General features: G+C 52.1%; 21 protein-coding genes, 2 tRNA genes and 1 other RNA gene. 13 read left to right on the top strand and 11 right to left on the bottom strand.

The genetic code is table 11. The annotated features are described in order from the left end of the window. Positions 1-14 precede the first annotated feature (14 nt). Together ansA and sppA are read right to left on the bottom strand one after the other, a co-directional pair. A complete protein-coding gene (ansA, locus tag AC6I8R_RS11035; protein ID WP_036625011.1) occupies positions 15-1,028 on the bottom strand; it encodes an asparaginase in 1,014 nt (337 codons plus the stop codon). Between the two features lie 85 nt (positions 1,029-1,113). After that, positions 1,114-2,970, bottom strand: a complete 1,857-nt coding sequence (sppA, locus tag AC6I8R_RS11030; protein ID WP_021183044.1) for a signal peptide peptidase SppA — start codon at positions 2,968-2,970, stop codon at positions 1,114-1,116. Between the two features lie 169 nt (positions 2,971-3,139). On the opposite strand from sppA, the gene AC6I8R_RS11025 reads away from it, so the two are divergent. From AC6I8R_RS11025 to AC6I8R_RS11010, 4 genes are all read left to right on the top strand, one after another. Then, positions 3,140-3,691 carry an NAD(P)H nitroreductase gene (locus AC6I8R_RS11025; RefSeq protein ID WP_415174535.1) on the top strand — a complete coding sequence of 184 codons (552 nt, stop codon included), beginning with the start codon at positions 3,140-3,142 and terminating at the stop codon, positions 3,689-3,691. Positions 3,692-3,843: 152 nt separating this feature from the next. Then, positions 3,844-4,887 (top strand): selenide, water dikinase SelD, encoded by a 1,044-nt coding sequence (gene selD, locus AC6I8R_RS11020; protein ID WP_415174536.1) that lies wholly within the window; start codon positions 3,844-3,846, stop codon positions 4,885-4,887. Between the two features lie 22 nt (positions 4,888-4,909). Next, positions 4,910-6,838: a DNA topoisomerase III gene (locus tag AC6I8R_RS11015; RefSeq protein WP_415174537.1), complete on the top strand. Its 1,929-nt coding sequence runs from the start codon at positions 4,910-4,912 to the stop codon at positions 6,836-6,838. Next, on the top strand, positions 6,838-7,134 hold the full coding sequence (locus AC6I8R_RS11010) for a YnjH family protein (RefSeq protein ID WP_415174554.1): 297 nt from the start codon (positions 6,838-6,840) through the stop codon (positions 7,132-7,134). Before AC6I8R_RS11015 ends, AC6I8R_RS11010 begins: the two co-directional genes overlap by 1 nt. Positions 7,135-7,166: 32 nt before the next feature. Here AC6I8R_RS11010 and xthA read toward each other — a convergent pair whose 3' ends face one another. Together xthA and AC6I8R_RS11000 are read right to left on the bottom strand one after the other, a co-directional pair. Then, the gene (gene xthA, locus AC6I8R_RS11005) at positions 7,167-7,973 is read right to left on the bottom strand and encodes an exodeoxyribonuclease III (protein ID WP_415174538.1); all 807 of its coding nucleotides are present in this window, start codon (positions 7,971-7,973) and stop codon (positions 7,167-7,169) included. A gap of 149 nt (positions 7,974-8,122) precedes the next feature. Continuing rightward, positions 8,123-8,752, bottom strand: a complete 630-nt coding sequence (locus AC6I8R_RS11000) for an NADPH-dependent F420 reductase (protein WP_021183050.1) — start codon at positions 8,750-8,752, stop codon at positions 8,123-8,125. 101 nt (positions 8,753-8,853) lie between these two features. Between AC6I8R_RS11000 and AC6I8R_RS10995 the strand changes: the two genes are divergently transcribed. Next, positions 8,854-9,747, top strand: coding sequence for a LysR family transcriptional regulator (locus AC6I8R_RS10995; RefSeq protein WP_415174555.1), 894 nt, complete (start codon positions 8,854-8,856; stop codon positions 9,745-9,747). A gap of 15 nt (positions 9,748-9,762) precedes the next feature. Here AC6I8R_RS10995 and AC6I8R_RS10990 read toward each other — a convergent pair. The 5 genes from AC6I8R_RS10990 to AC6I8R_RS10970 form a co-directional block, all read right to left on the bottom strand. Beyond that, positions 9,763-9,891, bottom strand: a non-coding RNA gene (locus AC6I8R_RS10990) — RtT sRNA. 41 nt (positions 9,892-9,932) lie between these two features. After that, positions 9,933-10,017, bottom strand: a tRNA-Tyr gene (locus AC6I8R_RS10985). A 42-nt stretch (positions 10,018-10,059) separates the two neighbouring features. Then, positions 10,060-10,144, bottom strand: a tRNA-Tyr gene (locus AC6I8R_RS10980). Between the two features lie 144 nt (positions 10,145-10,288). Then, a complete protein-coding gene (gene purU, locus AC6I8R_RS10975) occupies positions 10,289-11,137 on the bottom strand; it encodes a formyltetrahydrofolate deformylase (protein ID WP_021183052.1) in 849 nt (282 codons plus the stop codon). Positions 11,138-11,194: 57 nt separating this feature from the next. Continuing rightward, entirely contained in the window at positions 11,195-11,650 is a 456-nt protein-coding gene (locus AC6I8R_RS10970; RefSeq protein ID WP_036625016.1) for a YchJ family protein, read from the bottom strand. Between the two features lie 94 nt (positions 11,651-11,744). Here AC6I8R_RS10970 and rssA point away from each other — a divergent pair, with 94 nt between their 5' ends. The 5 genes from rssA to AC6I8R_RS10945 all read left to right on the top strand — a co-directional run bounded on the left by rssA (position 11,745) and on the right by AC6I8R_RS10945 (position 17,258). Beyond that, positions 11,745-12,650, top strand: coding sequence for a patatin-like phospholipase RssA (rssA, locus tag AC6I8R_RS10965; protein WP_036625018.1), 906 nt, complete (start codon positions 11,745-11,747; stop codon positions 12,648-12,650). Positions 12,651-12,752: 102 nt separating this feature from the next. After that, on the top strand, positions 12,753-13,769 hold the full coding sequence (rssB, locus tag AC6I8R_RS10960) for a two-component system response regulator RssB (protein WP_021183054.1): 1,017 nt from the start codon (positions 12,753-12,755) through the stop codon (positions 13,767-13,769). Positions 13,770-13,963: 194 nt separating this feature from the next. Further along, on the top strand, positions 13,964-14,872 hold the full coding sequence (galU, locus tag AC6I8R_RS10955; RefSeq protein ID WP_021183055.1) for a UTP--glucose-1-phosphate uridylyltransferase GalU: 909 nt from the start codon (positions 13,964-13,966) through the stop codon (positions 14,870-14,872). Positions 14,873-14,895: 23 nt separating this feature from the next. Beyond that, entirely contained in the window at positions 14,896-16,236 is a 1,341-nt protein-coding gene (locus AC6I8R_RS10950) for a UDP-glucose dehydrogenase family protein (protein WP_021183056.1), read from the top strand. 14 nt (positions 16,237-16,250) lie between these two features. Continuing rightward, positions 16,251-17,258, top strand: a complete 1,008-nt coding sequence (locus AC6I8R_RS10945; protein WP_021183057.1) for an NAD-dependent epimerase — start codon at positions 16,251-16,253, stop codon at positions 17,256-17,258. Positions 17,259-17,358: 100 nt separating this feature from the next. On the opposite strand, the gene hns is transcribed toward AC6I8R_RS10945, so the two are convergent. Then, entirely contained in the window at positions 17,359-17,766 is a 408-nt protein-coding gene (gene hns, locus AC6I8R_RS10940; protein WP_036625038.1) for a histone-like nucleoid-structuring protein H-NS, read from the bottom strand. 418 nt (positions 17,767-18,184) lie between these two features. Between hns and tdk the strand changes: the two genes are divergently transcribed. After that, complete coding sequence (gene tdk / locus AC6I8R_RS10935; RefSeq protein ID WP_021183059.1) at positions 18,185-18,805, top strand: thymidine kinase; 621 nt, start codon at positions 18,185-18,187, stop codon at positions 18,803-18,805. A gap of 50 nt (positions 18,806-18,855) precedes the next feature. Here tdk and adhE read toward each other — a convergent pair whose 3' ends face one another. Next, a complete protein-coding gene (gene adhE, locus AC6I8R_RS10930; RefSeq protein WP_497832249.1) occupies positions 18,856-21,543 on the bottom strand; it encodes a bifunctional acetaldehyde-CoA/alcohol dehydrogenase in 2,688 nt (895 codons plus the stop codon). Positions 21,544-21,979: 436 nt separating this feature from the next. Between adhE and AC6I8R_RS10925 the strand changes: the two genes are divergently transcribed. Further along, positions 21,980-22,627 (top strand): YchE family NAAT transporter, encoded by a 648-nt coding sequence (locus AC6I8R_RS10925; protein ID WP_021183061.1) that lies wholly within the window; start codon positions 21,980-21,982, stop codon positions 22,625-22,627. Positions 22,628-23,202: 575 nt separating this feature from the next. After that, positions 23,203-24,837: an ABC transporter substrate-binding protein gene (locus AC6I8R_RS10920; protein WP_497832248.1), complete on the top strand. Its 1,635-nt coding sequence runs from the start codon at positions 23,203-23,205 to the stop codon at positions 24,835-24,837. Positions 24,838-24,964 lie beyond the last annotated feature (127 nt).

The raw sequence follows: 24,964 nt of genomic DNA, 5'->3' as shown, positions 1-24,964 counted from the left end.
CATCTCGCTCCGTATCAGTCTTCTGTCAGTTCGCCACGTAAATTCTGTTGCATTCTGGCACGAATTTCCGCGCTGGTGAGGTTTTGACTCAGTAAAAAGTGAAGTTTTGTTAATGTTGCTTCCACGGTGAGATCAAAACCACTGATCACCCCGGCATGCTCCAGCGCATTCCCTGTGGCGTAACCCCCCATATTCACCTTACCGGACATGCATTGCGTCAGGTTGACCACCACAATGCCGCGCTCGCTGGCCTGTTGCAGTTCAGCCAGAAACTCCGCGTTTTGTGGTGCATTGCCAACGCCGTAAGAACGCAGGATCAGGGCTTTCACCGGCTGACGCAGGAAGTTACGTACCACCTCGGCAGAGATCCCCGGATAAATCGTCACCACACCAATAGGTTGCGGGGTGATCGGGTGAACAATCAAGTCACCTGTACCCTTGGGAGCTGGAGGGGTATTGAGGCGGCGAATATGGATCCCGGCTTCCAACAGCGGCGACAGGTTAGGGGAGGCAAACGCATTAAAACCATCGGCGTGGGCTTTGGTGGTGCGGTTGCCACGGAACAACGTGTTATTAAAGAATAGCGCGACTTCATTAATCGGATAATTGGCCGCGACATACAATGAGTTAAGCAAGTTTTGCTGACCGTCTGAGCGTAACTCGGCCAGCGGGATTTGCGAGCCGGTCACAATCACCGGCTTGGCGAGATTCTCCAGCATAAAGGAGAGGGCCGAAGCGGTGAACGCCATGGTGTCTGTGCCATGCAGAATCACAAAGCCATCGTATTGATCGTAATTCTGTTTGATATCATCGGCAATGGCCTGCCAGTCCTCCGGCGTCATATCGGAAGAATCCATCAACGGTTGGTACTCGTGGATGGTGAAATCGGGCATTTCCGGGCGATGGAACTCGGGCATATTTGCCAGTTGCTGTTGCAGATGGCCAGAAACCGGAATGTAGCCGTGTGCCGAACGCTGCATACCAATGGTCCCGCCCGTGTAGGCTACATAGATATTTTTCTTTTGCATGAATGAACTCAGACTTGCCGTAAAACGCGCAGTATAAGGGGATTACCGGGGAAAAGCAGCCCGGCCAGCGGCCGGGCTGTAAAGATTATTTTACCTGGCCACAGTTCAGGCAGAACGCGTAGCGATTTTGCGGATCGTTAAGGTTATCAAACAGACCGGGCTGTTTTTTCATTGCGCTCATGACATCCAACATTGGCGCAGGCAGCCATACTTTTAAGGCTTCCGGCATGATGGCGCTGGCAGACGCGCTCATCTGATTCAGCAGCAGATCCAGCATGCCCGGATCATCCTGATACCAGCTCAATTGCGGCGTGGTGATTTTCGCCAGTTCAGCGGCTTTGCTGACGGCATCATCAAAGTCGCCCAGCGCATCCACCAGCCCGTTAGCTTTGGCATCGCTGCCGGTCCAGACATGGCCCTGGGCAATCTCATTGATCTGCTCTGGCGTTTTATGACGCGAAGCCGCCACTAAACCGACGAAGTTACGATAGCCATTCTCGATAGTCAGTTGCATCAGTTGCTGTACTTCGGTTGGTAACGCTTTGGTGGTGGCGACGTCAGCCAGCGGCGAGGTGGCAACGCCATCGGTATGCACACCAATGGTGCTCAGGCTGTTCTCAACGGTATTGATCACGCCAAAGATGCCGATCGAACCGGTCAGCGTGCTGGGGTTAGCCACAATGTAATCCGCCGGGGTGGAGATCCAGTAGCCACCAGACGCGGCCATCCCGCCCATCGACACCACTACCGGTTTACCTGCCGCATGGGCAGCAGCCAGTTCTTCGCGGATGGCTTCTGACGCGGTCACGCTGCCACCAGGGCTATTGACGCGCAGAATGATCGCTTTGATTTTCGGATCGAGACGCGCATCGCGGATCTGTGCAGCGGTAGTGTCGCCACCGACGTTTCCGGCGGTCTCTTCACCGTCCATAATCGCGCCACTCGCCATCACCACGGCGATATTGCCATCCTGCTGCGTGGGTTGCTTAACGGTGTAATCGTAAATGCTGACGTTACGATAATCGTTATTCTGTTTATCCCAGCCGAAGGTTTTGATCAGCTCCTGATCAGCAGAAGCACGGCTTTCCAGCGCGTCGACCAACTTGTTGTTCAGCGCATATTTTGCCGTATCACCCTGTACCGCCTGCAAACCGCTGATGATACCTGCGGCACCCGGGAACAACTGTTCCGGGGTAATCTGACGGTTCGCGGAGACGGTGTTCAGATAGTTCTGCCACAGCTGACCGATCCAGCGGCTATCGGCATCGCGTGCTTCTGGTGACATATCGTCACGCAGGAACGGTTCGACTGCCGATTTATAGGTACCGACGCGGAAGACATGTGAGTTAACCTTCAGCTTGTCGAGCAAGGTTTTGTAGTACAGGCCGTTAGTGGCGAAACCGTGCAGATCAACGGTGCCCTGCGGCGAGAGATAAACTTTGTTGGCGTAACTCGCCAGATAATATTGTGCCTGGCTGTAGCTATCGCCAATTGCGTAGACCGGTTTGCCGCTGTCACGGAATTCGCGCAGCGCTTTACCGACGTATTGCAATGACGGCTGATCGCCACCGGCAAAATCACGCAGATCCAGCACGATGCCGGTGATGTTTTTGTCACTTTTTGCCTGACGAATGGCATCGACCACATCAAACAGCGAGTTTTCCTGGAGACGATCACTACTGGTACCCAGCAACTGACGGCCAATCCGACTCAGACGGTTGCTGACCGAAGGTTTGTCCACCAGCACCCCGGTAAGATCGACTTTCAGTGCGCCCTGCTGGACCGGTTCGCTGCTGCCGGAACCGCTCACCTGTAACCAGATCCCCACACCCGCCAGGATCAACACAATCAGAAATAAATTAAGGATAAATTCCCGGATAAAATTCAGCACCCGCCAGCCCCAGCGGAACAGGCCAGCAATAATTCGCCACAATGTGCGCATAGACTCTCCATATTCACGTAGCCGAAGACAGCCAGCACGCCAGCCGCCTCGATATCGACCACATCCTAAAGAGCAGCGTGTTAAAAGTCAGCAGGAAATCGCGCCAGACTGTTACAAAAGATCGTGGTATGCCAGGATTAGACAACGTTTTTTTCCAAGGGAGAAGATAATGGATGCACTTGATTTGTTAGTTAATCGCCGTTCAGCCTCACGTCTGGCGGATCCCGCCCCGGCAGGTGAGGTGCTGGAAAACATCCTGCGCGCTGGTATGCGCGCGCCGGATCACGGCACCCTGCAACCCTGGCGCTTCATCATCGTCGAGAAAGAGGGACGTGAGCGCTTGAGCACGGTGCTGGAGCAGGCCGCGCGTGCCAGCGCGATGGATGACAAAGCCATCGAGAAAGCCAGCTCATCGCCGTTCCGGGCACCGATGATCATTACGGTGGTCGCACGTTGTGAAGAACATCCTAAAGTGCCACGCTGGGAACAGTTGATTTCCGCAGGCTGTGCGGTGATGGCGATGCAGATGGCGGCAGCCGCGCAGGGCTTCAATGGCATCTGGCGCAGTGGTCCCTGGACCGATCATCCGCAGGTGCGTGACGCCTTCGGCTGTCGGGAACAGGATGCGATTGTCGGTTTTCTGTATCTCGGTACGCCGCAGTTAAAATCCAGCACCACGGTTCTGCCCCCTGACACGGCGGAATTTGTCAGTTATTTCTGACAGACACCCGCGGGTTTATCCGTCAGGCTGAGCGGCGTTGCAAATATTGCACACCGCGTGTGCGATTGATCGAGCTGTGATTGCGCACCACTTACCTCAGGCTGGCAGCCAGGCTAACATAGCGCTATCTGCCAGTGCATAAGGAACCCGCCATGAGTGACCCTGTTCGCCTGACCCAATACAGCCACGGCGCTGGCTGTGGCTGCAAAATCTCACCCCAGGTGCTGGAAACCATCCTGCATAGTGAACTGAGCGCCTTCCACGATCCCCATTTGCTGGTGGGGAATGAAACCCGCGATGATGCCGCTGTTTATGACCTGGGCAATGGCAGCGCGGTGGTCAGCACCACCGACTTCTTTATGCCGATTGTTGACGATCCCCACACCTTTGGCCGTATCGCTGCCACCAATGCCATCAGCGATATCTATGCAATGGGCGGTAAGCCGATTATGGCGATCGCCATTCTTGGCTGGCCAGTGAATGTGCTGAGCCCCGAGGTCGCGCAGCAGGTGGTTGAGGGCGGTCGTGCGGCATGCCAGGCCGCCGGCATTGCGCTGGCGGGCGGTCATTCGATCGATTCACCTGAGCCGATTTTTGGCCTCGCCGTAACGGGCATCGTTGATGTGGCGCGGGTGAAGAAAAATAGCGCAGCCCAGCCTGGCTGCCAGCTGTTCCTGACCAAACCGCTCGGCATTGGTATTCTGACTACCGCCGAGAAAAAAGGGCTGTTACGACCGGAACATCACTCGCTGGCGGCGGAAGTGATGTGTCAGTTGAATAAGGTGGGTGCGGAGTTTGCCCAGCTCGCCGGAGTGACTGCAATGACCGATGTCACCGGTTTTGGTCTGTTGGGGCATTTAAGTGAAATCTGTCAGGGTTCCGGTTTACGTGCTGAGGTGAACGCGACCCAGGTGCCACGCCTGCCGGGTGTGGACGGGTATATCGCTGCCGGTGCCGTACCGGGAGGAACCAGTCGTAATTTTGCCAGCTACGGTCACCATGTGTCGCCGTTGGATGACGCGACGCGTGCGCTACTGTGTGACCCACAAACCTCCGGTGGTTTACTGGTGGCGGTACAGCCTTCTGAAGTTGAAGCCTTTCACCGCTGTGCCATGCTGGCCGGTGTGACGCCCACCGCGATTGGCGAATTGTATGACGCCGAACCCAATCATCCGCTGATTACCGTAGTTAACTGACGTTTAAGGATCGACGCCATTCATGCGTTTGTTTATTGCAGAAAAACCGAGCCTCGGACGTGCCATCGCCGACGTGTTGCCTAAACCCCATCGACGCGGCGATGGTTATATTGCCTGCGGTAATGATCAGGTTGTCACCTGGTGCGTCGGGCATTTGCTGGAACAGGCGCAACCTGATAGCTACGACAGCCGTTATGCGCGCTGGAATCTGGCTGACTTGCCGATTATCCCTGAGAAGTGGCGGCTCCAGCCGCGGCCCTCGGTGGCGAAACAACTTAAAGTCATTGAAGGCTTGCTGGCGCAAGCGTCCGAAGTGGTTCACGCGGGTGACCCGGATCGCGAAGGACAATTGCTGGTGGATGAGGTGATTGATTACCTGCAATTGCCTGCGGAAAAGCGCCAGAAAGTACAACGTTGCCTGATTAACGACCTCAACCCGCAGGCGGTGGAACGCGCAGTGAGCCGCCTGCGTGAAAACCGTGAGTTTATCCCGTTGTGTGTCTCGGCGCTGGCACGCGCCCGTGCCGATTGGTTGTATGGCATCAACATGACCCGTGCCTGGACGCTGTTAGGGCGTAACGCAGGCTATGACGGTGTGTTGTCGGTCGGTCGGGTACAGACGCCGGTGCTTGGGCTGGTGGTACGACGCGATGAAGAGATTGAGAACTTTATCCCGAAGGACTATTTCGAAGTCAAAGCACATATTGTCACGCCAAAGGATGAGCGTTTTGTCGCCAGTTGGGTGCCGAGTGATGCCTGCGAACCCTGGCAGGATGAGGAAGGGCGCTTGCTGCACCGCCCACTGGCGGATCATGTGCTGGAGCGCATTAACGGCCAACCGGCGCTGGTCACCGCCTATAACGATAAACGGGAATCAGAAATCGCGCCGCTGCCGTTCTCCCTCTCCAGTTTGCAGATTGAAGCGGCAAAACGCTTCGGCCTGAGCGCACAAAACGTTCTGGATTGCTGCCAGCGGTTGTATGAAACCCACAAGCTGATCACCTATCCGCGTTCAGATTGCCGTTACCTGCCGGAAGAACACTTTGCCGGGCGTCATGCGGTGCTGAACGCCATTCAGGCCCATCAACCGGATATGACACCACCGGCTGATTTCAACCCTGAACAGCGCAACCGTTGCTGGGACGACAAGAAAGTCGATGCTCACCATGCCATCATCCCGACCGCACGCGCCAGTAAGGTGAATCTCAGTGAAAATGAAGCCAATATCTACGGCCTGATTGCGCGTCAGTACCTGATGCAGTTCTGTCCCGACGCGGTGTTTCGCAAGTGCGTCATTGATCTCGACATTGCAGGCGGCAAATTCGTTGCTAAGGCACGTTTCCTGGCGGAAGCGGGCTGGCGAGCGTTGCTTGGTAGCAAGGAGCGCGATGAAGAGAACGACGGCACGCCATTGCCGGTGGTCAGTAAAGGCGACGAACTGTTATGTGAACGTGGCGAAGTATTGGCAAAGCAGACGCAACCGCCCCGTCCGTTCACTGATGCCACGTTGCTTTCGGCCATGACCGGCATCGCACGCTTTGTGCAGGATAAAGATCTAAAGAAAGTGCTACGTGCGACCGATGGTTTAGGAACGGAAGCGACGCGAGCCGGCATTATTGAATTATTGTTCCGGCGAACATTCCTGGTGAAAAAGGGCCGCTATATTCACGCTACCGAGGCGGGCAGGGCATTGATCCATGCGCTGCCGGAAATGGCGGCACGGCCTGATATGACTGCCCACTGGGAATCGACGCTAACCCGCATCAGTGAAAAAGCCTGTCGTTACGATGAGTTTATGCAACCGCTGGTCAGCACCTTAATTGGCCTGATTGGTCAGGCGCGTCAGCAGCCATCGCTACAGGCATTTCGTGGCATTGCCGCAAGCGGGGGCGCGAGTGAGAAAAAACGGACACGCAAACCTGCCCGGCGCAAAATGAAGGAGACCGAGTGATGCGATATCTGATGGTGTTGCTGAGTGGCGTTCTGTTGTTGAGCAGCGCGGCACAGGCGAATCGCACCCCTGATGCTGGCCGCACGGGTAACACCGACGTGGTGGTGGATATGCCGCCAGAAGTCTGGACGCAGGGGCAAAATAATCAGCAGAGCAATTGTCTGCAATGCTGTACCTATGAGAACCGGAGCTACTCGGAGGGTGCGGTAGTCAAAGCGGAAGGTGTGCTGCTGCAATGTTCGCGCGATGAGAAAGTGATGGGTACTAATCCATTGATTTGGAAAATTATCAAATAAGTCGCGTGGCCTGAGCAGGCCACGCAGCGTCATCACAATTTAAAGGTTGACCATACCGGCGCATGGTCCGACGGTTTTTCCATGCTGCGGATGTCGTAATCAATACCGCTGTCGATACAACGCGATGCCAGAGGCTGACTGGCCAGCAGCAAATCGATACGCAGACCGCGGTTATCATCAAAGCCTTTGGAGCGGTAATCAAACCATGAGAAACGGTCAGTCGTTTCCGGGAATTGTGCACGCCAGGTATCAACCAGACCCCAGTTAAGCAGGCGGTCCATCCACTCACGCTCTTCCGGCAAGAATGAACATTTACCGGTGCGCAGCCAACGCTTACGGTTCTCTTCACCGATGCCGATGTCAAGATCGGTGCTGCTGATATTCATATCACCCATAATCAGCACCGGTTTGTCTGCTGCCAGGTGAGTTTGCAGGTAGCTTTGCAGATCCTGATAAAACTTCTCTTTTGCCGGGAATTTGATCGGATGGTCGCGGCTTTCACCCTGCGGGAAGTAACCGTTGATCACCGTGATATTACCAATCGGGCTGGGGATTTCAGCCATAATCAGACGGCGCTGGGCATCTTCGCCATCAAGCGGGAAGCCGCGATGTACCGCGACCGGCTCGGCTTTGGTCAGTAGCGCGACCCCGTAGTGGCCTTTTTGTCCATGATAAAAGACGTGGTAACCGAGTTTGCTGACCTCTTCAAGCGGGAACATGTCGTCATGGACCTTGGTTTCCTGCAAGCCAATCACGTCCGGCTGATGCTGTTCCACCAGCGCTTCAAGTTGATGAGGGCGTGCACGCAAGCCATTGATGTTAAATGAGACAAATTTCATTTCGCTACCATTTTTATCCGCAAAAGTATGGCGGGATGGTAGCGAGTTTTGTGGTAAATGTCATGGTCAGAAGCGGCATTGCGTAGCGGCGCGATATATCGCGCGGTTTTTCCGTGCTGAAAATGCGCGATAAATCACGCCGCTGTGCTTCAGAATCTGACAGCCCGGGCCAGTGCGGCAATCAATTCACTGCTGTTCATTCGCACGCAATAAGACGGCATGCCGCGTTCAAAACGCCACCCTTCAGCCAGTGGTCCGGCATCAACGGCATCGAAGCCGAAGGCGTCGTACAACGCGACCGCGATTGCTTTACCTTCTGCATCGTCACCGGCTACCGGCAGGGCGCGTCGACCGGATGTGGCTGCGGCCTGACCGTCACTCTCCAACTGGGTCATTGGGATGGCGTTGAAGGCTTTGGTGATCCGCGCCTCTGGCAGATAACGGGCCAGCAGTTCGCTGGTGGTGGTGGCGCGGGAAGATAATTCGGCGATGTCTCCGTCGCGTTCGCGATAGTAATTCACCGCATCAAGGACGGGCTTGCTGCCAATCTCAGTGGCAGGCAGAGCATCAATGGCGGTCAGCGGCACCGCGATAATGACGATATCACCGAAGCTGGCGGCTTCCCGTGCTGTGCCAATCTCACAACCGATCATCGGGCGCAGGCTGAACAGCGTTTGCGGGTCGCGTGAGTTACTGAGCATGACCTGATGACCGGCCTGAATGGCTAATTTGGCGATCGCCCGGCCTACGAATCCAGCACCAATAATTCCTGTCTTCATTTTTCACTCCATCGGGTTGTTGTGAGTTGTAATATGATTCCCTCCCATAAGAAGATAAATCGTATTAATGTTGTTTTAAAAACAACTCTCAGGAGGGAATGATGGACAAACTGGCCGGGATGAAGGTGTTCGTCAAAGCCGCTGAATTAGGGTCATTTGCCGCTGTTGCTGATGCACTGGAGATGTCACCACAGATGGTGGCTAAACACATTGCAGCGCTTGAGACACGACTGGGTGCCGCACTAATCAATCGTACCACGCGACGTCAGCATTTGACTGAAATCGGCCGTCGCTACTATGAGCGTTGCCGCGTGGTGCTGACTGAAGTGGAGGAGGCGGATGCCGTAGTGTTGAATATGCAGGCCACGCCTTCCGGTATTATCCGTGTGAATGCCCCGGTGACCTTTGGGTCATACACACTCTCGCCTTTTATCAGCCGTTACCTCGCCGCCTGGCCACAAGTACAGGTCGAACTGACATTGAGTGACAGAATCATCAATGCCACGGAGGAAGAAGCGGAGGTTTTGATCCGCATTGGGGAGTTAGCCGACAGCGCTATGGTAGCCTGGCCGCTGGCACCCTATCGATTGATTGCCTGTGCAGCTCCGTCTTACATTGCGCGTCATGGCATGCCCCAGACACCGGCAGAACTGCAACACCACGCCTGCCTGGTTTATGGCTACTGGTCTGCCACGATGCCCTGTCGCTGGATCTTTCATAAAGCGGGTAAGATTGAAGAGGTCAGGCCGGAAGGGCGCTTACGCTCCAACGACTGGAAAGCCCTGATGCATGCTGCACTTGAGGGTTATGGTGTGACTCTTGGACCAGAAGATGTGCTTAAAGAGGAAATCGATAAAGGACGTCTGGTGCGGGTGCTGCCGGATTACAACGGACCCTCTCGCCCAATGCATATACTGGTGCCATCGGCGCGTAAGCAAACGACCAAGATACGTTGTTTTGTTGATGCGGTGAGGACTGAGTTTGCGAATAAATAAGGGAGAATATTCGGATGGTGGTGGGAGAAGGATTATTCGGCGCAGAGCGCCTCACCCTTCGGGCCGCGCTAAAGCGCGTTGTCTCGCGTGGCTCGACCCGAACCTTCGGTCGAAGCTTCTCATCCTTCTCCATCAGCGATATGGGGAATGTGAGTGAAAGTCAGGAACAAGCGAGAATATTCGGATGGTGGTGGGAGAAGGATTCGAACCTTCGAAGTCTGTGACGGCAGATTTACAGTCTGCTCCCTTTGGCCGCTCGGGAATCCCACCAGGGATAAGGCATATTGTGGCAACAGGTCGCGGCGATTCAGATGGTGGTGGGAGAAGGATTCGAACCTTCGAAGTCTGTGACGGCAGATTTACAGTCTGCTCCCTTTGGCCGCTCGGGAATCCCACCACTGGCCTGAATCATTACGCCTGAAAGCGGGGCGCATAATACCAAATGCGCTTCATCTGTAAAGCGCCCGCACTAAATTTATGAATCGATTGCCCACTTTTTACTCGTGGCGCTGAAGGCTTGCGCAGTTCAGCGCCAAAGTGGTTAAAGAATGATCGTGCGGTTGCCGTATACAAACACGCGTTGACCCAGCACTTTATACAGTGCACGGCTCAATACATTCTTCTCTACATCGCGACCGGCGCGCATCATCTCTTCAGCGGTGTAGCTGTGATCAACGTTGATCACATCCTGCATAATGATCGGACCTTCATCGAGATTGTCGTTCACATAATGCGCGGTCGCGCCGATGATTTTCACACCACGCTCATACGCCTGATGATAGGGGCGTGCACCGATAAACGCCGGCAGGAAGGAGTGGTGAATGTTGATGATCTGGTTCGGATAGCGTTGCACAAACGCGGGCGTCAGGACGCGCATATATTTCGCCAGCACCACATAATCGGGTTGATAACGATCAATCTCATCCGCCATGCGGTTGTCGTGTTCTTCGCGCGTCAGACCTTCATGGCTGACCAGCACAAAGGGAATATCAAAGCGTTCAACCAACGAGCGCAGCGTTTCATGGTTGCCAATCACCGCAGCGATTTCCATATCAAGACCACCAAAGGCGCTTTTCATCAACAGATCGCCAAGGCAGTGCGCCTCTTTGGTCACCAGGATCACCACACGACGGCGACCTGCGCTGTTCAGTTCGCGAATTGAACCCGCCGGTAAGGCGCTATCAAGATCCGCAAGCAGGGTGTTGTCGTTGAAAATGCCTTCAAGCTCTGTGCGCATAAAAAAGCGCCCGGTACGGTGATCGACAAATTCGTTATTCTGCACGATGTTGAGTTCATGCTTGTAACAAATGTTGGTGATTTTGGCGATCAGACCTTTCGCATCGGGGCAAATGGTACGTAAAACTTTTCGTTGCATGGTTTGCGCTTGCATCTCGATCAGAGTCCTGTCAAAGCGATGAATGGTAATGCTGTTGGGCAGATGTCCACATCAGCCACAACATTTTTTGTATTTTTTATCGGAGCCACAAGGACAGCGATCGTTTCGCCCCAGTGGGGGCGTTGTTCCGTCCACATAGTACCAGCGTTGATCCTCACGAAGAAAGCGTGAACATTCATAGATGGCCGATGTGCGTCCTTTTTCGAGGTATCGCGCAAAAAAGGTCACGAATGCTTCATTCTGATGGCTTCCCTGATTACAACGGGTTACATTCAGGCCCAGCCATTCAGTACCGGAAAAACTTTCAGATAATAACGTCTCAAGTTCGGCCACACGTTGGCTGGAGTGCCAGGTTGCGACCAACCATGCCGCGTTTTTCTCCACGTATGCCGTGTAGCGTGAGCGCATCAGCTGTTCGGCGCTTGCCGGGGTAGCCTGCCCGGTCAGAAAGGGTTGGCAACATAGGCTATACTGCTTTCCGCTACAGCAGGGGCACGTTTCGGACACGTCATCTCCACAAAGTGATTAAAGTTAAAGATTGCGCGCTATGGTAGCTGACTGTCGGGCGCGAAGCTACGTACCAGGTAAATCCCGAGGTGAGATGAGAAAGGTGAGGATCGGGCTGGCCCTGGGTTCAGGTGCCGCCAAAGGCTGGTCGCATATTGGCGTGATCAATGCGTTAGAACGGGCCGGGGTCGAGATTGATGTGGTCGCCGGCTGTTCGGTGGGGGCGCTGGTGGGATCAGCGTATGTCAGTGGCCGTCTTGGTATGATGGAACGCTGGGTCAGCGCCTTTCGCTACTGGGATGTGATTCGCCTGATGGACCTTTCATGGCAACGTGGCGGACTATTGCGCGGTGATCGCGTGTTCAGCCATGTTCGGCAGCTGATACCCCATGAATTAATTGAGCAATGCGAAAAACCTTTCGGTGTCGTTGCCACCAATCTTAGTACCGGTCGTGAGTTGTGGTTAACCGATGGCGACCTGCATCAGGCGGTACGCGCATCATGCAGTATGCCAGGCTTATTACCACCCGTTGGCTACAATGGGTACTGGCTGGTCGATGGTGCGGTGGTCAACCCGGTACCCATTTCGCTTACGCGTGCGTTAGGGGCTGACATCGTGATTGCTGTCGATCTCCAGCATGATGCGCATCTGATGCAGCAGGATTTACTGTCAGTGACGCCGCAGAGTGGTGAGGAGCAGGCGGCAGCAGAAGCATTGAGCTGGGGAAAAAAATTACGTCAGCGACTACTGGGACTTACCCAGCGTCGTGCAAATCAAACGCCTGGAGCTATGGAGATTATGTCGACCTCCATCCAGGTGCTGGAAAATCGCCTGAAGCGCAATCGTATGGCAGGCGATCCGCCGGATGTGCTGATTCAACCCTTTTGTCCGCAAATTTCTACGCTGGACTTTCACCGGGCTGAAGAGGCCATCGCGGCAGGCAAGGCCGCCGTCGAGAAAAAAATGGATGAACTATTACCGCTGGTCCGTAGCAGATAGTCAGGTTGTTCATTCACAGGTGTTGTGACTTCGGTTAATTCTGAAAGGCACAACTGCGTTTTATGAACCACTATTGAAATGTCTGGTACGCAGGGGGAGAGAATGGAAAAACCGCTAATCGGCAAAAAGATACTCATTGTCGAAGATGAGGTCGTTTTCCGTTCGTTGCTTGATAACTTTTTAATCAGTCTTGGCGCGCAGACCATGCAGGCCGGAGATGGTCTTGATGGGCTGACGCTGCTCACCGCACAGGCGGTTGATCTGGTCATTTGCGATCTGGAAATGCCGCGTATGGGTGGGATTCAGTTCGTGGAACGCATCCGCAGCCGGGGTAACAGCGTGCCAATCCTCATCATATCCGCTACCCAGAACATGGCGGATATTGCCCATGTGTTACGCCTTGGCGTTCAGGATGTACTGCTTAAACCGCTGAGAAATCTAGATCGTTTTCGCGAAGCGGTGTACGAATGCCTCTATCCTTCGATGTTTACCTCAAAAGTTGAGGAAGACGAACAACTTTTTCAGGACTGGGATGCGCTGGTGAGCGATCCTCTGGCGGCGGCAAAGTTACTGAAACAATTGCAGCCTCCGGTCCAACAAAATATTGCCAATTGCCGAATCAATTACCGACAACTCACTATGGCAGAACAGCCGGGCCTGGTGTTGGATATTGCTGCCCTGTCAGATAAAGATCTGGCGTTTTATTGTCTGGACGTCACCCGGGCGGGCGATAATGGCGTACTGGCGGCCTTGTTGCTGCGTGCGTTATTCAATGGCTTGTTGCAGGAACAACTTTCCGGTCAGAAGCAGCGGTTGCCCGAGTTAAATGGTCTGCTGCGCCAGGTCAATATGTTGTTGCGGCAGGCAAACCTTAATGGTCAATTCCCGCTGCTGGTGGGTTATTACCATCGGCAGCTGAAAAACCTTATTCTGGTGTCAGCCGGTCTGAATGCCACCCTGCACATTAACACCCATCAAATTCAACTCAGTAATGGCGTACCGCTTGGCACTATGGGGAGTACGCATCTTAATCAAATTAGCCAACGCGCCGAGTCCTGGCAGTGCCACGTATGGGGCGCTGGTGGCCGACTCCGCCTGATGTTATCGGCTGAAGAATAAACGATTACATTTATATTTTTCGCGGGTTGAAGACAGGACCAGGGCTTAGCTTTACACTTGGGTAATAGTCTTAAATTCCGCGGATTAACTTCATCCAGGATAAATCCGTCAAAGAGTAACTGATATACTCAATTTCGATTTTTAAACCGACATATCAAGTATTAACTTGAGCGGCCTATAAGAGAGGTATCTTGATGTCTGCCTTTAAGTCAAAAGTAAAAAAAGCGGTAATCCCTGTAGCTGGCCTGGGCACGCGTATGCTGCCAGCCACCAAAGCTATCCCGAAAGAAATGTTACCGCTGGTTGATAAGCCGTTGATCCAGTATGTCGTGAACGAGTGTATCGCTGCCGGCATTAATGAGATTGTGCTGGTCACCCATTCCTCTAAAAACGCCATCGAGAACCACTTTGATACCAGTTTTGAGCTGGAGTCGATGCTGGAAAAACGTGTTAAGCGTCAGCTGCTGGATGAAATCCAGTCTATTTGCCCACCGCATGTCACCATCATGCAGGTTCGTCAGGGTATCGCCAAAGGTCTGGGCCACGCTGTGATGTGTGCACACCCGCTGGTTGGTGATGAGCCGGTTGCAGTCATTCTGCCGGACGTGATCATCGATGAGTACGAGTCCGACCCGACGAAAGACAACCTGGCAGAAATGCTGTCTCGTTATGAAGAAAGTGGCCGTAGCCAGATTATGGTTGAGCCGGTTGCCGACGTGACGGCATACGGCGTGGTTGACTGCAAAGGCGCCGATCTGGCTCCGGGTCAAAGCGCACCGATGGTCGGTGTGGTTGAGAAGCCGAAAGCCGCTGAAGCCCCGTCAAATCTGGCGGTAGTGGGCCGTTATGTACTGTCTGCTGATATCTGGCCTCTGCTGGCAAAAACCCCTCCGGGTGCAGGTGGTGAAGTTCAGCTGACTGACTCCATTGCCATGCTGATGGAAAAAGAGACCGTTGAAGCTTACCACCTGAAAGGTGTGAGCCACGACTGCGGTAACAAATTGGGTTATATGCAGGCTTTTGTTGAATACGGTGTTCGTCATCCGGTTCTGGGTAAAGATTTCACCCAATGGCTTGAAGGCGCTGTAGGAAACAAAAAGTAATCCATTAAAAACAGGATAATTCAATGAAAGTCACTGTATTTGGTATCGGCTATGTCGGTCTGGTTCAGGCTGCGGTGTTAGCCGAAGTCGGACATGACGTTCTCTGTATTGATGTCGACGCGAAAAAAGTCGAAAACCTGAAAAAAGGCATCATTCCGATTTATGAACCCGGTTTAACCCCGCTGGTGATGTCGAACTATGAGGCAGGTCGCCTTAAGTTCAGCACCAACGCGGAAGAGGGTGTCAACCACGGTGTGATGCAGTTCATCGCGGTGGGGACGCCCCCGGATGAGGACGGTTCTGCCGATCTGAAATATGTGACTGCGGTTGCGCGTACCATTGCGCAACATATGAATGATCACAAAGTGGTTATCGATAAGTCGACAGTACCGGTCGGTACTGCTGATAAAGTGCGCGCAGTGATGACCGAAACCCTGAAAAAACGTGATGCTAATATCGCGTTTGATGTGGTTTCAAACCCGGAATTCCTCAAGGAAGGTGCAGCGGTTAATGACTGCATGCGTCCTGAGCGCATCGTTATTGGCACCGACAATGACGACGTGGTTGAGCTGTTACGCGAGCTGTATGAGCCGTTCAACCGTAATCACGATCGTATGATTTTGATGGACATCCGTAGTGCAGAGCTGACCAAATACGCAGCAAACTGCATGCTTGCCACCAAAATCAGCTTTATGAACGAGATGTCTAACCTGGCTGAACGATTGGGTGCGGATATTGAGAAGGTGCGTCAGGGTATCGGTTCTGATTCCCGTATTGGCTACCACTTTATCTATCCGGGCTGTGGCTACGGTGGTTCCTGTTTCCCGAAAGATGTGCAGGCGCTGATCCGCACAGCAGAGTCTATCGGTTACAAACCCCGTCTGTTGCAGGCGGTTGAAGATGTGAATGATTCACAGAAAAGTAAACTTCCCACCTTTATCAAACGTCACTTCGGCGATGATTTGCGTGGTAAAACCTTTGCTCTGTGGGGTCTGGCATTTAAACCGAACACCGATGATATGCGTGAAGCCTCCAGCCGTGTGCTGATTGAAACGTTATGGGAAGCAGGTGCTACCGTTCAGGCGTTCGATCCGGAAGCGATGGATGAAGCACAGCGTATCTACGGACACCGTAGCGACCTGAAGCTTATGGGCACCAAAGAGGCGGCGTTGCAGGGAGCTGATGGTCTGGTGATTTGCACTGAATGGCAAAACTTCCGTGCCCCTGATTTTGATGTGATTAAAACAGCATTAAAACAACCCGTGATTTTTGATGGTCGTAACCTGTATGATCCGGAGCGTATCAGCAAACGCGGTTTCGTTTATTATGCAATCGGCCGCGGGGCTTCAATTCAAATTGCGTAATAGATGAGGGATGTATGAAGTTTCTGGTTACCGGTGTAGCAGGTTTTATTGGATTTCATGTGAGTCAGCGTCTGCTGGCTGCCGGTCACCAGGTTGTCGGCATCGACAACCTTAATGACTATTATGATGTCGGCCTGAAACAAGCCCGCCTTGACCAGATAGCGCAACATCCCGCATTCAGCTTTAGCAAAATGGACCTGGCAGATCGCCAGGCCATTTCTTCTTTATTTGAGCAGCAAGGTTTCGACCGGGTTATTCATTTAGGCGCGCAGGCAGGGGTACGATATTCCATCGAAAACCCACATGCCTATGCCGATGCAAACTTGATCGGGCACCTGAATATTCTTGAAGGTTGTCGCCACCATAAAATTGGGCATTTGCTTTACGCCTCGTCCAGTTCAGTTTATGGTCTGAACCGCAAAATGCCTTTTTCAACTGATGATTCGGTTGACCATCCTGTTTCACTTTATGCGGCGACCAAAAAAGCCAATGAGCTGATGTCGCACACCTATTCGCATCTCTACCAATTGCCCACTACCGGTTTACGTTTCTTCACGGTATACGGTCCGTGGGGTCGTCCTGATATGGCGTTGTTTAAATTTACGCGCGCAATGCTGGCAGGTGAGCGCATTGATGTTTACAACAACGGGCAAATGAAACGCGACTTCACCTACATTGATGATATTGCCGAGGCCATTGTGCGTTTGCAGGATGTGATTCCGCAACCCGATGAGCAATGGACGGTGGAGACCGGAACGCCAGCAAGCAGTTCAGCACCTTATCGCGTGTATAACATCGGAAATAGCCAGCCAGTGAGTCTGATGGATTATATCAAGGCACTGGAGAATGCCCTGGGCATCGAAGCAAATAAGAATTTGATGCCGATGCAGCCGGGAGATGTGCTGGAGACCAGCGCGGATACGCAACCATTGTATGATGCGATCAATTTCCGGCCACAAACCAGCGTCGCTGAAGGCGTGCAGCAATTTGTTGACTGGTATCGTGAATTTTACCACGCGTAATCATGCATGAAAAAAGGAAGCCCCTGGCTTCCTTTTTTTTTTACCTGGTGAATTCACCAAATGGGTGTGTAATCACAAAAATTGCTAAGCACTGGTGGGGTTACAGCAGGAAATCGTCCAACTGTTTGCCTTGTTCTTCAATCGCTTTTTTAATCACGGCTGGTGTACGACCCTGACCAGTCCAGGTACGGGTTTCACCATTTTCGTCAACATACTGATATTTTGCCGGGCGAGCTGCGCGCTTGGTTTTACCCGCAACTTTAGTTTCTGATAAAGCCTGTAGTAACTCATTCGGGTCGATACCGTCAGCAATCAGCATCTCACGATATTGTTCGAGTTTACGTGTACGCTCGGCATTTTCTGCTTGCGCATGAGACTCTTCTTCACGACGTTCATTCACCACAACTTCGAGTTTTTCCAGCATCTCTTCAAGAGTTTCCAGAGTGCATTCCCGAGCCTGTGCGCGCAATGTACGGATATTATTAAGAATTTTAAGTGCTTCGCTCATTGTCCTAATCTCAAAATATATTTAATGGGAGTTGTTCTGCCAGCTCATAATAGTGGCGGAAAAAAATAACTGCAATAGCCAGATAAAAAAGTAAAACGTAAATTAAAACGCAGAAGGCATTTTTAGCGACAGATGTAGTCTATTTAACTTGTCACATTGTATTCGATAGCCCTTAAAGTTTGTGGTTCAAAGGTGCGGTGAAGGCATGCAGTTGATCCGCTAAAGGAATAAAAATGAATAAAAAGTCGGCATGGCCACTCCTTTATCATTGAGTGCTATTTGCGTGCTCAAGTGGCATTCTGTTAAGTGAACTTATGCTGTTAATTTGAGCAAATGATAAAAATAATCCTGCGCTACAGCGTGATACCTTTATGGTAGACTTGCGCGCATCTGATTTTGGCCCTGAAGAGATTTACCAATGGCTCAACTCTATTTTTATTACTCAGCGATGAATGCGGGCAAATCAACGGCGCTGCTACAGTCATCCTATAATTATCAGGAGCGTGGTATGCGCACCCTGGTCTATACCGCTGAAATTGACGATCGCTTTGGTGCGGGCAAGGTAAGTTCACGTATCGGTCTGTCATCACCTGCCTGCTTATATAATGCAGAAACTCAACTCGATGTGGAAATAGCCGCAGAACATGCCCGTCAACCACTTCATTGTGTATTGGTCGACGAAAGCCAGTTTCTGACGCGCGAACAGGTCAGGGCGTTGTCGGATGTGGTCGACAATATGGATATTCCGGTGCTGTGCTATGGATTACGCACCGATTTCCGTGGCGAATTATTTGTCGGTAGCCAATATCTGTTGGCATGGGCTGATAAGTTGGTTGAGCTGAAAACCATCTGCCATTGTGGACGTAAAGCCAGCATGGTTTTACGCCTCGACGCCAGCGGTAAGCCTTTTAGTGAAGGTGAGCAGGTGGTGATCGGTGGAAATGAACGATATATATCTGTCTGCCGTAAACATTATAAGCAGGCGATTGATGAAGGATCATTAAAAGCCATTTACGGGAATCGCCAGCCCGAATTATAAAATTGCATGCATAAAAAACCCGCCGAGGCGGGTTTTTTTATTATTCAAACTCAGGCTTTTTTGGTTTTTTTCTCTGCTTTCACCACTTTCACCGGTTGTAAGTAAACGGCTTCCGCCACTTCGGCTGTCGCTTCGACAAACTCACGGCCGTAGAAGGTATCCAGCATGATTTGTTTCAGCTCAGCAATCAGCGGATAACGCGGGTTCGCACCGGTACACTGGTCATCGAAGGCATCGTCAGCCAGCTTATCCACTTTCGCGAGGAAATCGGCTTCCTGTACCCCGGCTTCACGAATTGAGGTCGGAATACCCAACTGGGTTTTCATCTCTTCCAGCCACGCCAGCAATTTCTCAATTTTCTGCGCGGTACGGTCGCCATCGGCACTCAGACCCAGATGATCAGCGATTTCAGCGTAACGACGACGTGCCTGCGGACGGTCATACTGGCTGAAGGCGGTCTGCTTGGTTGGGTTGTCATTGGCGTTGTAGCGAATGACGTTACAAATCAGCAGGGCGTTCGCCAGACCATGTGGAATATGGAACTCAGAACCCAGTTTGTGGGCCATTGAGTGACATACACCAAGGAAGGCGTTAGCAAACGCGATACCGGCGATGGTGGCCGCATTGTGCACACGCTCACGCGCTACCGGGTTTTTCGCACCTTCTTTATAACTGGCTGGCAGATTCTCTTTCAGCAGTTTCAGTGCCTGGAGCGCCTGGCCATCAGAGTATTCATTGGCAAGGACTGAAACATAGGCTTCCAGCGAGTGGGTTACCGCATCCAGACCACCGAAGGCGCAGAGTGAACGCGGCATATCCATCACCAGGTTCGCATCGACAATCGCCATATCCGGAGTCAGCGCATAGTCAGCCAGTGGGTATTTCTGGCCGGTCGCGTCATCTGTTACCACAGCAAACGGCGTTACTTCAGAACCGGTACCGGAAGTGGTGGTGATGGCGATCATGCGTGCTTTCACACCCATTTTCGGGAATTTATAGATACGTTTACGGATGTCCATAAAGCGCAGGGCCAGTTCTTCAAAATGGGTTTCCGGATGTTCATACATCACCCACATGATTTTTGCCGCATCCATCGGTGAACCACCACCCAGGGCGATAATCACGTCAGGTTTAAAGCTGTTCATCTGCTCAGCGCCTTTGCGCACAATGCTGAGCGTTGGGTCAGCTTCGACTTCGAAGAACACTTCAGTCTCGATACCGTGTGATTTCAGCACGCGGGTGACCTGGTCAGCATAGCCATTGTTGAACAGGAAACGGTCAGTAACGATGAAGGCGCGTTTGGCCCCATCCGTTGCCACTTCTTCGAGTGCAATTGGCAGAGAACCACGACGGAAGTAGATGGACTTCGGAAGTTTATGCCACAACATATTTTCAGCTCGCTTGGCCACGGTTTTCTTGTTGATGAGATGTTTGGGTCCCACGTTTTCAGAAATGGAGTTACCGCCCCATGAACCGCAACCGAGCGTGAGTGACGGAGCCAGTTTGAAGTTATACAGGTCACCGATACCACCCTGTGAGGCCGGGGTATTGATCAGAATACGCGCCGTTTTCATCTTGTCGCCGAAGTAGTGTACGCGCTCACCCTGGTTATCCTGGTCGGTATAGAGACAGGAGGTGTGGCCGATACCGCCCATAGCAACCAGTTTTTCCGCTTTACCCACCGCGTCTTCGAAATCTTTGGCACGATACATCGCCAGCGTCGGGGACAATTTTTCATGCGCGAAAGGTTCTGATTCATCAACCAGTTTTACTTCACCAATCAGGATTTTGGTGTTAGCAGGGACGGTGATACCGGCCATTTCCGCAATTTTAGGCGCTGGCTGTCCAACAATGGCGGCATTCAGTGCGCCATTTTTCAGGATGATATCCTGAACGGCTTTCAGCTCTTTACCCTGCAACAGATAGCCGCCGTGGGTGGCAAAACGCTCACGAACTGCTTCATACACGGAGTCAACGACAATCACTGACTGTTCAGAAGCACAGATCACGCCGTTATCAAAGGTTTTGGACATCAGGATGGAAGCAACCGCACGTTTAATATCCGCTGTTTCGTCCACCACTACCGGGGTATTACCGGCACCCACACCAATGGCAGGTTTGCCTGAACTGTAAGCGGCTTTCACCATGCCCGGTCCACCGGTTGCCAGGATCAGGTTGATATCCGGGTGATGCATCAGCTGATTTGACAGCTCAACAGACGGGGCATCGATCCAGCCGATAATGTCTTTCGGTGCACCTGCGGCGATAGCTGCCTGCAACACGATATCTGCGGCTTTGTTGGTGGCATCCTTAGCACGCGGATGTGGTGAGAAGATAATACCGTTACGTGTTTTCAGGCTAATCAGTGCTTTGAAGATGGCGGTAGAGGTCGGGTTGGTGGTTGGAACAATACCGCAAATCAGGCCGATAGGTTCAGCGATGGTGATAGTCCCGAAGGTGTCATCAGTTTCGAGCACACCACAGGTTTTTTCATCTTTATAAGCGTTGTAGATATATTCAGAAGCAAAGTGGTTTTTGATTACTTTATCTTCAATGATGCCCATGCCGGATTCGGCAACGGCCATCTTAGCCAGAGGGATACGTGCATCAGCAGCAGCGAGCGCGGCAGCACGGAAGATTGCATCAACTTGTTCCTGACTAAAGTTGGCGTATTCACGCTGTGCCTTTTTAACACGTTCTACCAGTGCATTAAGTTCGGCGACATTAGTTACGGCCATGGTGTTCTCCTGAAGGAAGTTAAACTTTTTTAGTAAACAAGCCTGGATCCAGAAGTATAGTCGTGCACTGGTCAGGAGAAGCGAGGGAACTCGCAGTTGCTTACTAAAAAGGTTTTCCGGTCTGGATACTAAAGCCTCAGGATTCTGTTTCGATGGGGTAAGATTACCCCCGATGAGGTAGGAGAATTATGATGCAGATCAATTTTGCCCCAAGCTGACACCTTTCAGCACCCACTTTCGCAAGTAAAGTAATCGCGCACGCCACAAAATGACGACTGCTCAGCAGCAAAGTGGTAACTCGCCATTAACGCCAGTCAGATGCACTGGATTAAAGGTAAAAAAGCAGCATAGTTTTCTGCTTAAACCACTGGTTTTTCTCCCGGCTTTTGCACTACATTAAGCGCGATTTTCACTGTGACCATTTCTGGAGCTGACTGTGACCCCCGTGCTACTTGATCTATCCGGCTATATTAAGTTTTTTGTCGGTTTGTTCGCCCTGGTGAACCCGGTGGGCATCATCCCGGTGTTTATCAGCATGACCAGCTATCAGGGGGCTGCGGAGCGCAATAAAACCAATCTTACCGCTAACCTTGCAGTGGCGATCATCCTGTGGACCTCGCTGTTCCTTGGTGATGCGATTTTGCATCTGTTCGGTATCTCCATTGATTCCTTCCGCATTGCTGGTGGCATCCTGGTGGTGACCATCGCCATGTCGATGATCAGCGGTAAGTTGGGTGAGGATAAGCAGAACAAACAGGAGAAATCAGAAACCGCGATTCGCGAAAGCATTGGTGTGGTGCCTCTGGCATTGCCGCTGATGGCCGGTCCCGGTGCCATCAGTTCCACCATCGTCTGGAGTACGCGTTATCACAACTGGCAAAATCTGCTGGGATTCACCGTCGCTATTGCCATATTCGCCTTTTGCTGTTGGCTGTTGTTTCGAGCGGCACCGTTAATGGTTCGCGTACTTGGCCAGACCGGAATCAACGTTATTACCCGTATTATGGGTTTGCTGCTGATGGCGTTAGGAATTGAATTTGTAGTCACCGGACTAAAAGCCATTTTCCCTGGTTTATTAAGTTAAAAATTGGCTTAATTTTTCTCACGTCATCAATGGATGATCCTGAATGGTGCAATCAGGTAAAATATTGCACCATTTAAGTGCTTTTATTCATCATGCTTAACAGCGCAGTGCTGATATCAATTTTGCTACTGCCGTCTCCTTCCCTTGTGTGATTCTCGTTTTTTATTGTGATAATTATCACAGCATCATATCTGGCATAATTGCCAATGATATAAATAAAACCTCTGCATGGGGTTATTTTAGTGAATTGATATGCCATTGGAATGCTAAATAATGGTATATAACGCATTTAAGATATAAGCCAGTCGCGCATGCGCAGAATGTCAGCAGAAATTGATAAAAACAAATCAAAATCAATGAATTGGGTGATAATTCTGGTTAAGAATTAACACTTTTCCTTCGCACCAGGACGTGATAAAAGAGAATTAGCTAACATTTTTGCGGTTTAGCTTTGGCGTGCGGGTATTTGTTCTGATAATTTCCGGACCATCACAATTTTTTTATCTGATAGTCAAAAATGTGTACGGTTCTTGCTTACACGCTATCAGGTTTATGTTTAGGGTTGATTTCTGTTGATGAAATGGAAGGTAGCGAAGGTCACGGCGTTTTCACCTCTCGCCTTTTGCCTGTGGGGTTTGTTTAGCCAAAGCCAGGCGGCTGAGATTCCTGTGGGGACACAATTATCCGACACTCAGCGCATTGTGATTAATAATGGCAGCGAAGTGGCGTCCCTTGATCCGCAAAAAATCGAAGGCGTACCGGAATCCAATGTGATCCAAAGCCTGCTTGATGGTCTGGTCAACACTGACAACAACGGGAAGATTGTGCCCGGCGTCGCGGAGAAGTGGCAGAACGATCAGGGACGCGTCTGGACTTTTACCCTGCGTGATAACGCGCGCTGGAGCAATGGTGAACCCGTAACGGCGCAGGATTTTGTCTACAGTTGGCAGCGTCTGGCTGATCCCAAAACCGCTTCCCCTTATGCCAGCTATTTACAGGCGGCGCATGTGGAGAATATTGATGCGGTGATGTCGGGGAAAGCCAAACCCACCGCGCTGGGCGTCAAAGCACTGGATGCCCGTCATTTCCAGGTTACGCTCTCTGAGCCGGTTCCCTGGTTCCTTTCAATGGTCGCCAACACTGCGATGAAGCCGGTTTATCGTCCGGCGGTGGAGCAGTGGGGCGAACAATGGACTCAGCCTGAACACTACGTCAGTAATGGTCCTTATACCCTGAGCCAGTGGGTGGTGAATGAAAAAATCGTGGTGAAGCGTAATCCACTTTACTGGGACAACGCCCACACGGTGATTGAAGAGGGTGTTTATCTGCCCTTGTCGTCGGAAAACAGCGACGTTAATCGCTATCGCAGCGGCGGCACGGACATGACCAACAGCGTTGTGCCGCCCGATATGTTCCATAAATTGCAGCAGGACCTGGGTGATGAGGTCAAAGTCAGCCCGCTACTGTGCACCTTCTATTACGAAATCAATAACAAGAAAGCACCGTTTACTGATGCACGGGTGCGTACTGCGCTGAAGTTGACGCTGGATCGTGACATCATCGCGCAGAAAGTAATGGGGCAGGGGCAAATTCCCGCGTATAGCCTGACGCCGCCGTTTACCGATGGCATCACGCTTTCCCCGCCCGCCTGGTTTAAGCAGACGCAGGCCGAACGGAATGCCGCAGCCAAAAAGCTGTTGGCTGAAGCCGGCTTTAATGATCAGCACCCGCTGCGTTTCACGCTGTTGTACAACACCTCCGAGCAAAATAAAAAACAGGCGATTGCTGCGGCTTCTATGTGGCAGAAAAACCTTGGCGCGGTGGTGACGCTACAGAATCAGGAGTGGAAAACGCTACTCGAAACACGTCATCAGGCGCAATACGACGTGGTGCGCGCGACCTGGTGCGCTGATTACAACGAACCATCGACCTTTCTGAATATGTTGCTGACTGGTGCCTCAATTAACACCGCGTTTTACAGCAGCCCGGCTTTTGACCAGTTGATGAATCAAACCCTCACGGTGTCGGATGCGGCAGCGCGTGCGGCGCTTTATCAACAGGCTGAGACGCAACTGGATAAAGACTCGGCGATCATTCCGGTCTATTACCGTGTCAGCGTGCGACTGGTGAAACCCTGGGTGGGGGGCTTTACCGGCCAGGACCCGCAGGATCTCATCAATCTGAAATACTATTACATAAAGAAACATTGAGTAATGGGCTGATCCGGCGCTACAGTCGGGCGGCACGTTACCGTGGCAACACCTGAAAAGGTGATTGCGATCTCTGACCAGACAGGGCGGAGATCTCCCGGATACGGGGTACGCCGGGCGGTGTTAA

The organism is Pantoea sp. X-Soil-OKNW-713 (assembly GCF_059730685.1).
The sequence above is the reverse complement of the archived record's forward strand: the minus strand, read 5'-3'. Positions and strand labels throughout refer to the sequence as shown.

What these genes read in the sequence shown, in the direction of transcription:
- AC6I8R_RS10995 (WP_415174555.1), top strand. Translation starts at nt 8,854, where the DNA reads ATGGACAAACTGGCCGGGATGAAGGTGTTCGTCAAAGCCGCTGAATTA.
- sppA (WP_021183044.1), bottom strand. Translation starts at nt 2,970, where the DNA reads ATGCGCACATTGTGGCGAATTATTGCTGGCCTGTTCCGCTGGGGCTGG.
- AC6I8R_RS11000 (WP_021183050.1), bottom strand. Translation starts at nt 8,752, where the DNA reads ATGAAGACAGGAATTATTGGTGCTGGATTCGTAGGCCGGGCGATCGCC.
- AC6I8R_RS11025 (WP_415174535.1), top strand. Translation starts at nt 3,140, where the DNA reads ATGGATGCACTTGATTTGTTAGTTAATCGCCGTTCAGCCTCACGTCTG.
- rssA (WP_036625018.1), top strand. Translation starts at nt 11,745, where the DNA reads ATGAGAAAGGTGAGGATCGGGCTGGCCCTGGGTTCAGGTGCCGCCAAA.
- AC6I8R_RS10920 (WP_497832248.1), top strand. Translation starts at nt 23,203, where the DNA reads ATGAAATGGAAGGTAGCGAAGGTCACGGCGTTTTCACCTCTCGCCTTT.
- adhE (WP_497832249.1), bottom strand. Translation starts at nt 21,543, where the DNA reads ATGGCCGTAACTAATGTCGCCGAACTTAATGCACTGGTAGAACGTGTT.
- xthA (WP_415174538.1), bottom strand. Translation starts at nt 7,973, where the DNA reads ATGAAATTTGTCTCATTTAACATCAATGGCTTGCGTGCACGCCCTCAT.
- hns (WP_036625038.1), bottom strand. Translation starts at nt 17,766, where the DNA reads ATGAGCGAAGCACTTAAAATTCTTAATAATATCCGTACATTGCGCGCA.
- ansA (WP_036625011.1), bottom strand. Translation starts at nt 1,028, where the DNA reads ATGCAAAAGAAAAATATCTATGTAGCCTACACGGGCGGGACCATTGGT.
- rssB (WP_021183054.1), top strand. Translation starts at nt 12,753, where the DNA reads ATGGAAAAACCGCTAATCGGCAAAAAGATACTCATTGTCGAAGATGAG.
- AC6I8R_RS10950 (WP_021183056.1), top strand. Translation starts at nt 14,896, where the DNA reads ATGAAAGTCACTGTATTTGGTATCGGCTATGTCGGTCTGGTTCAGGCT.
- tdk (WP_021183059.1), top strand. Translation starts at nt 18,185, where the DNA reads ATGGCTCAACTCTATTTTTATTACTCAGCGATGAATGCGGGCAAATCA.
- selD (WP_415174536.1), top strand. Translation starts at nt 3,844, where the DNA reads ATGAGTGACCCTGTTCGCCTGACCCAATACAGCCACGGCGCTGGCTGT.
- purU (WP_021183052.1), bottom strand. Translation starts at nt 11,137, where the DNA reads ATGCAAGCGCAAACCATGCAACGAAAAGTTTTACGTACCATTTGCCCC.
- galU (WP_021183055.1), top strand. Translation starts at nt 13,964, where the DNA reads ATGTCTGCCTTTAAGTCAAAAGTAAAAAAAGCGGTAATCCCTGTAGCT.
- AC6I8R_RS11010 (WP_415174554.1), top strand. Translation starts at nt 6,838, where the DNA reads ATGCGATATCTGATGGTGTTGCTGAGTGGCGTTCTGTTGTTGAGCAGC.
- AC6I8R_RS10945 (WP_021183057.1), top strand. Translation starts at nt 16,251, where the DNA reads ATGAAGTTTCTGGTTACCGGTGTAGCAGGTTTTATTGGATTTCATGTG.
- AC6I8R_RS11015 (WP_415174537.1), top strand. Translation starts at nt 4,910, where the DNA reads ATGCGTTTGTTTATTGCAGAAAAACCGAGCCTCGGACGTGCCATCGCC.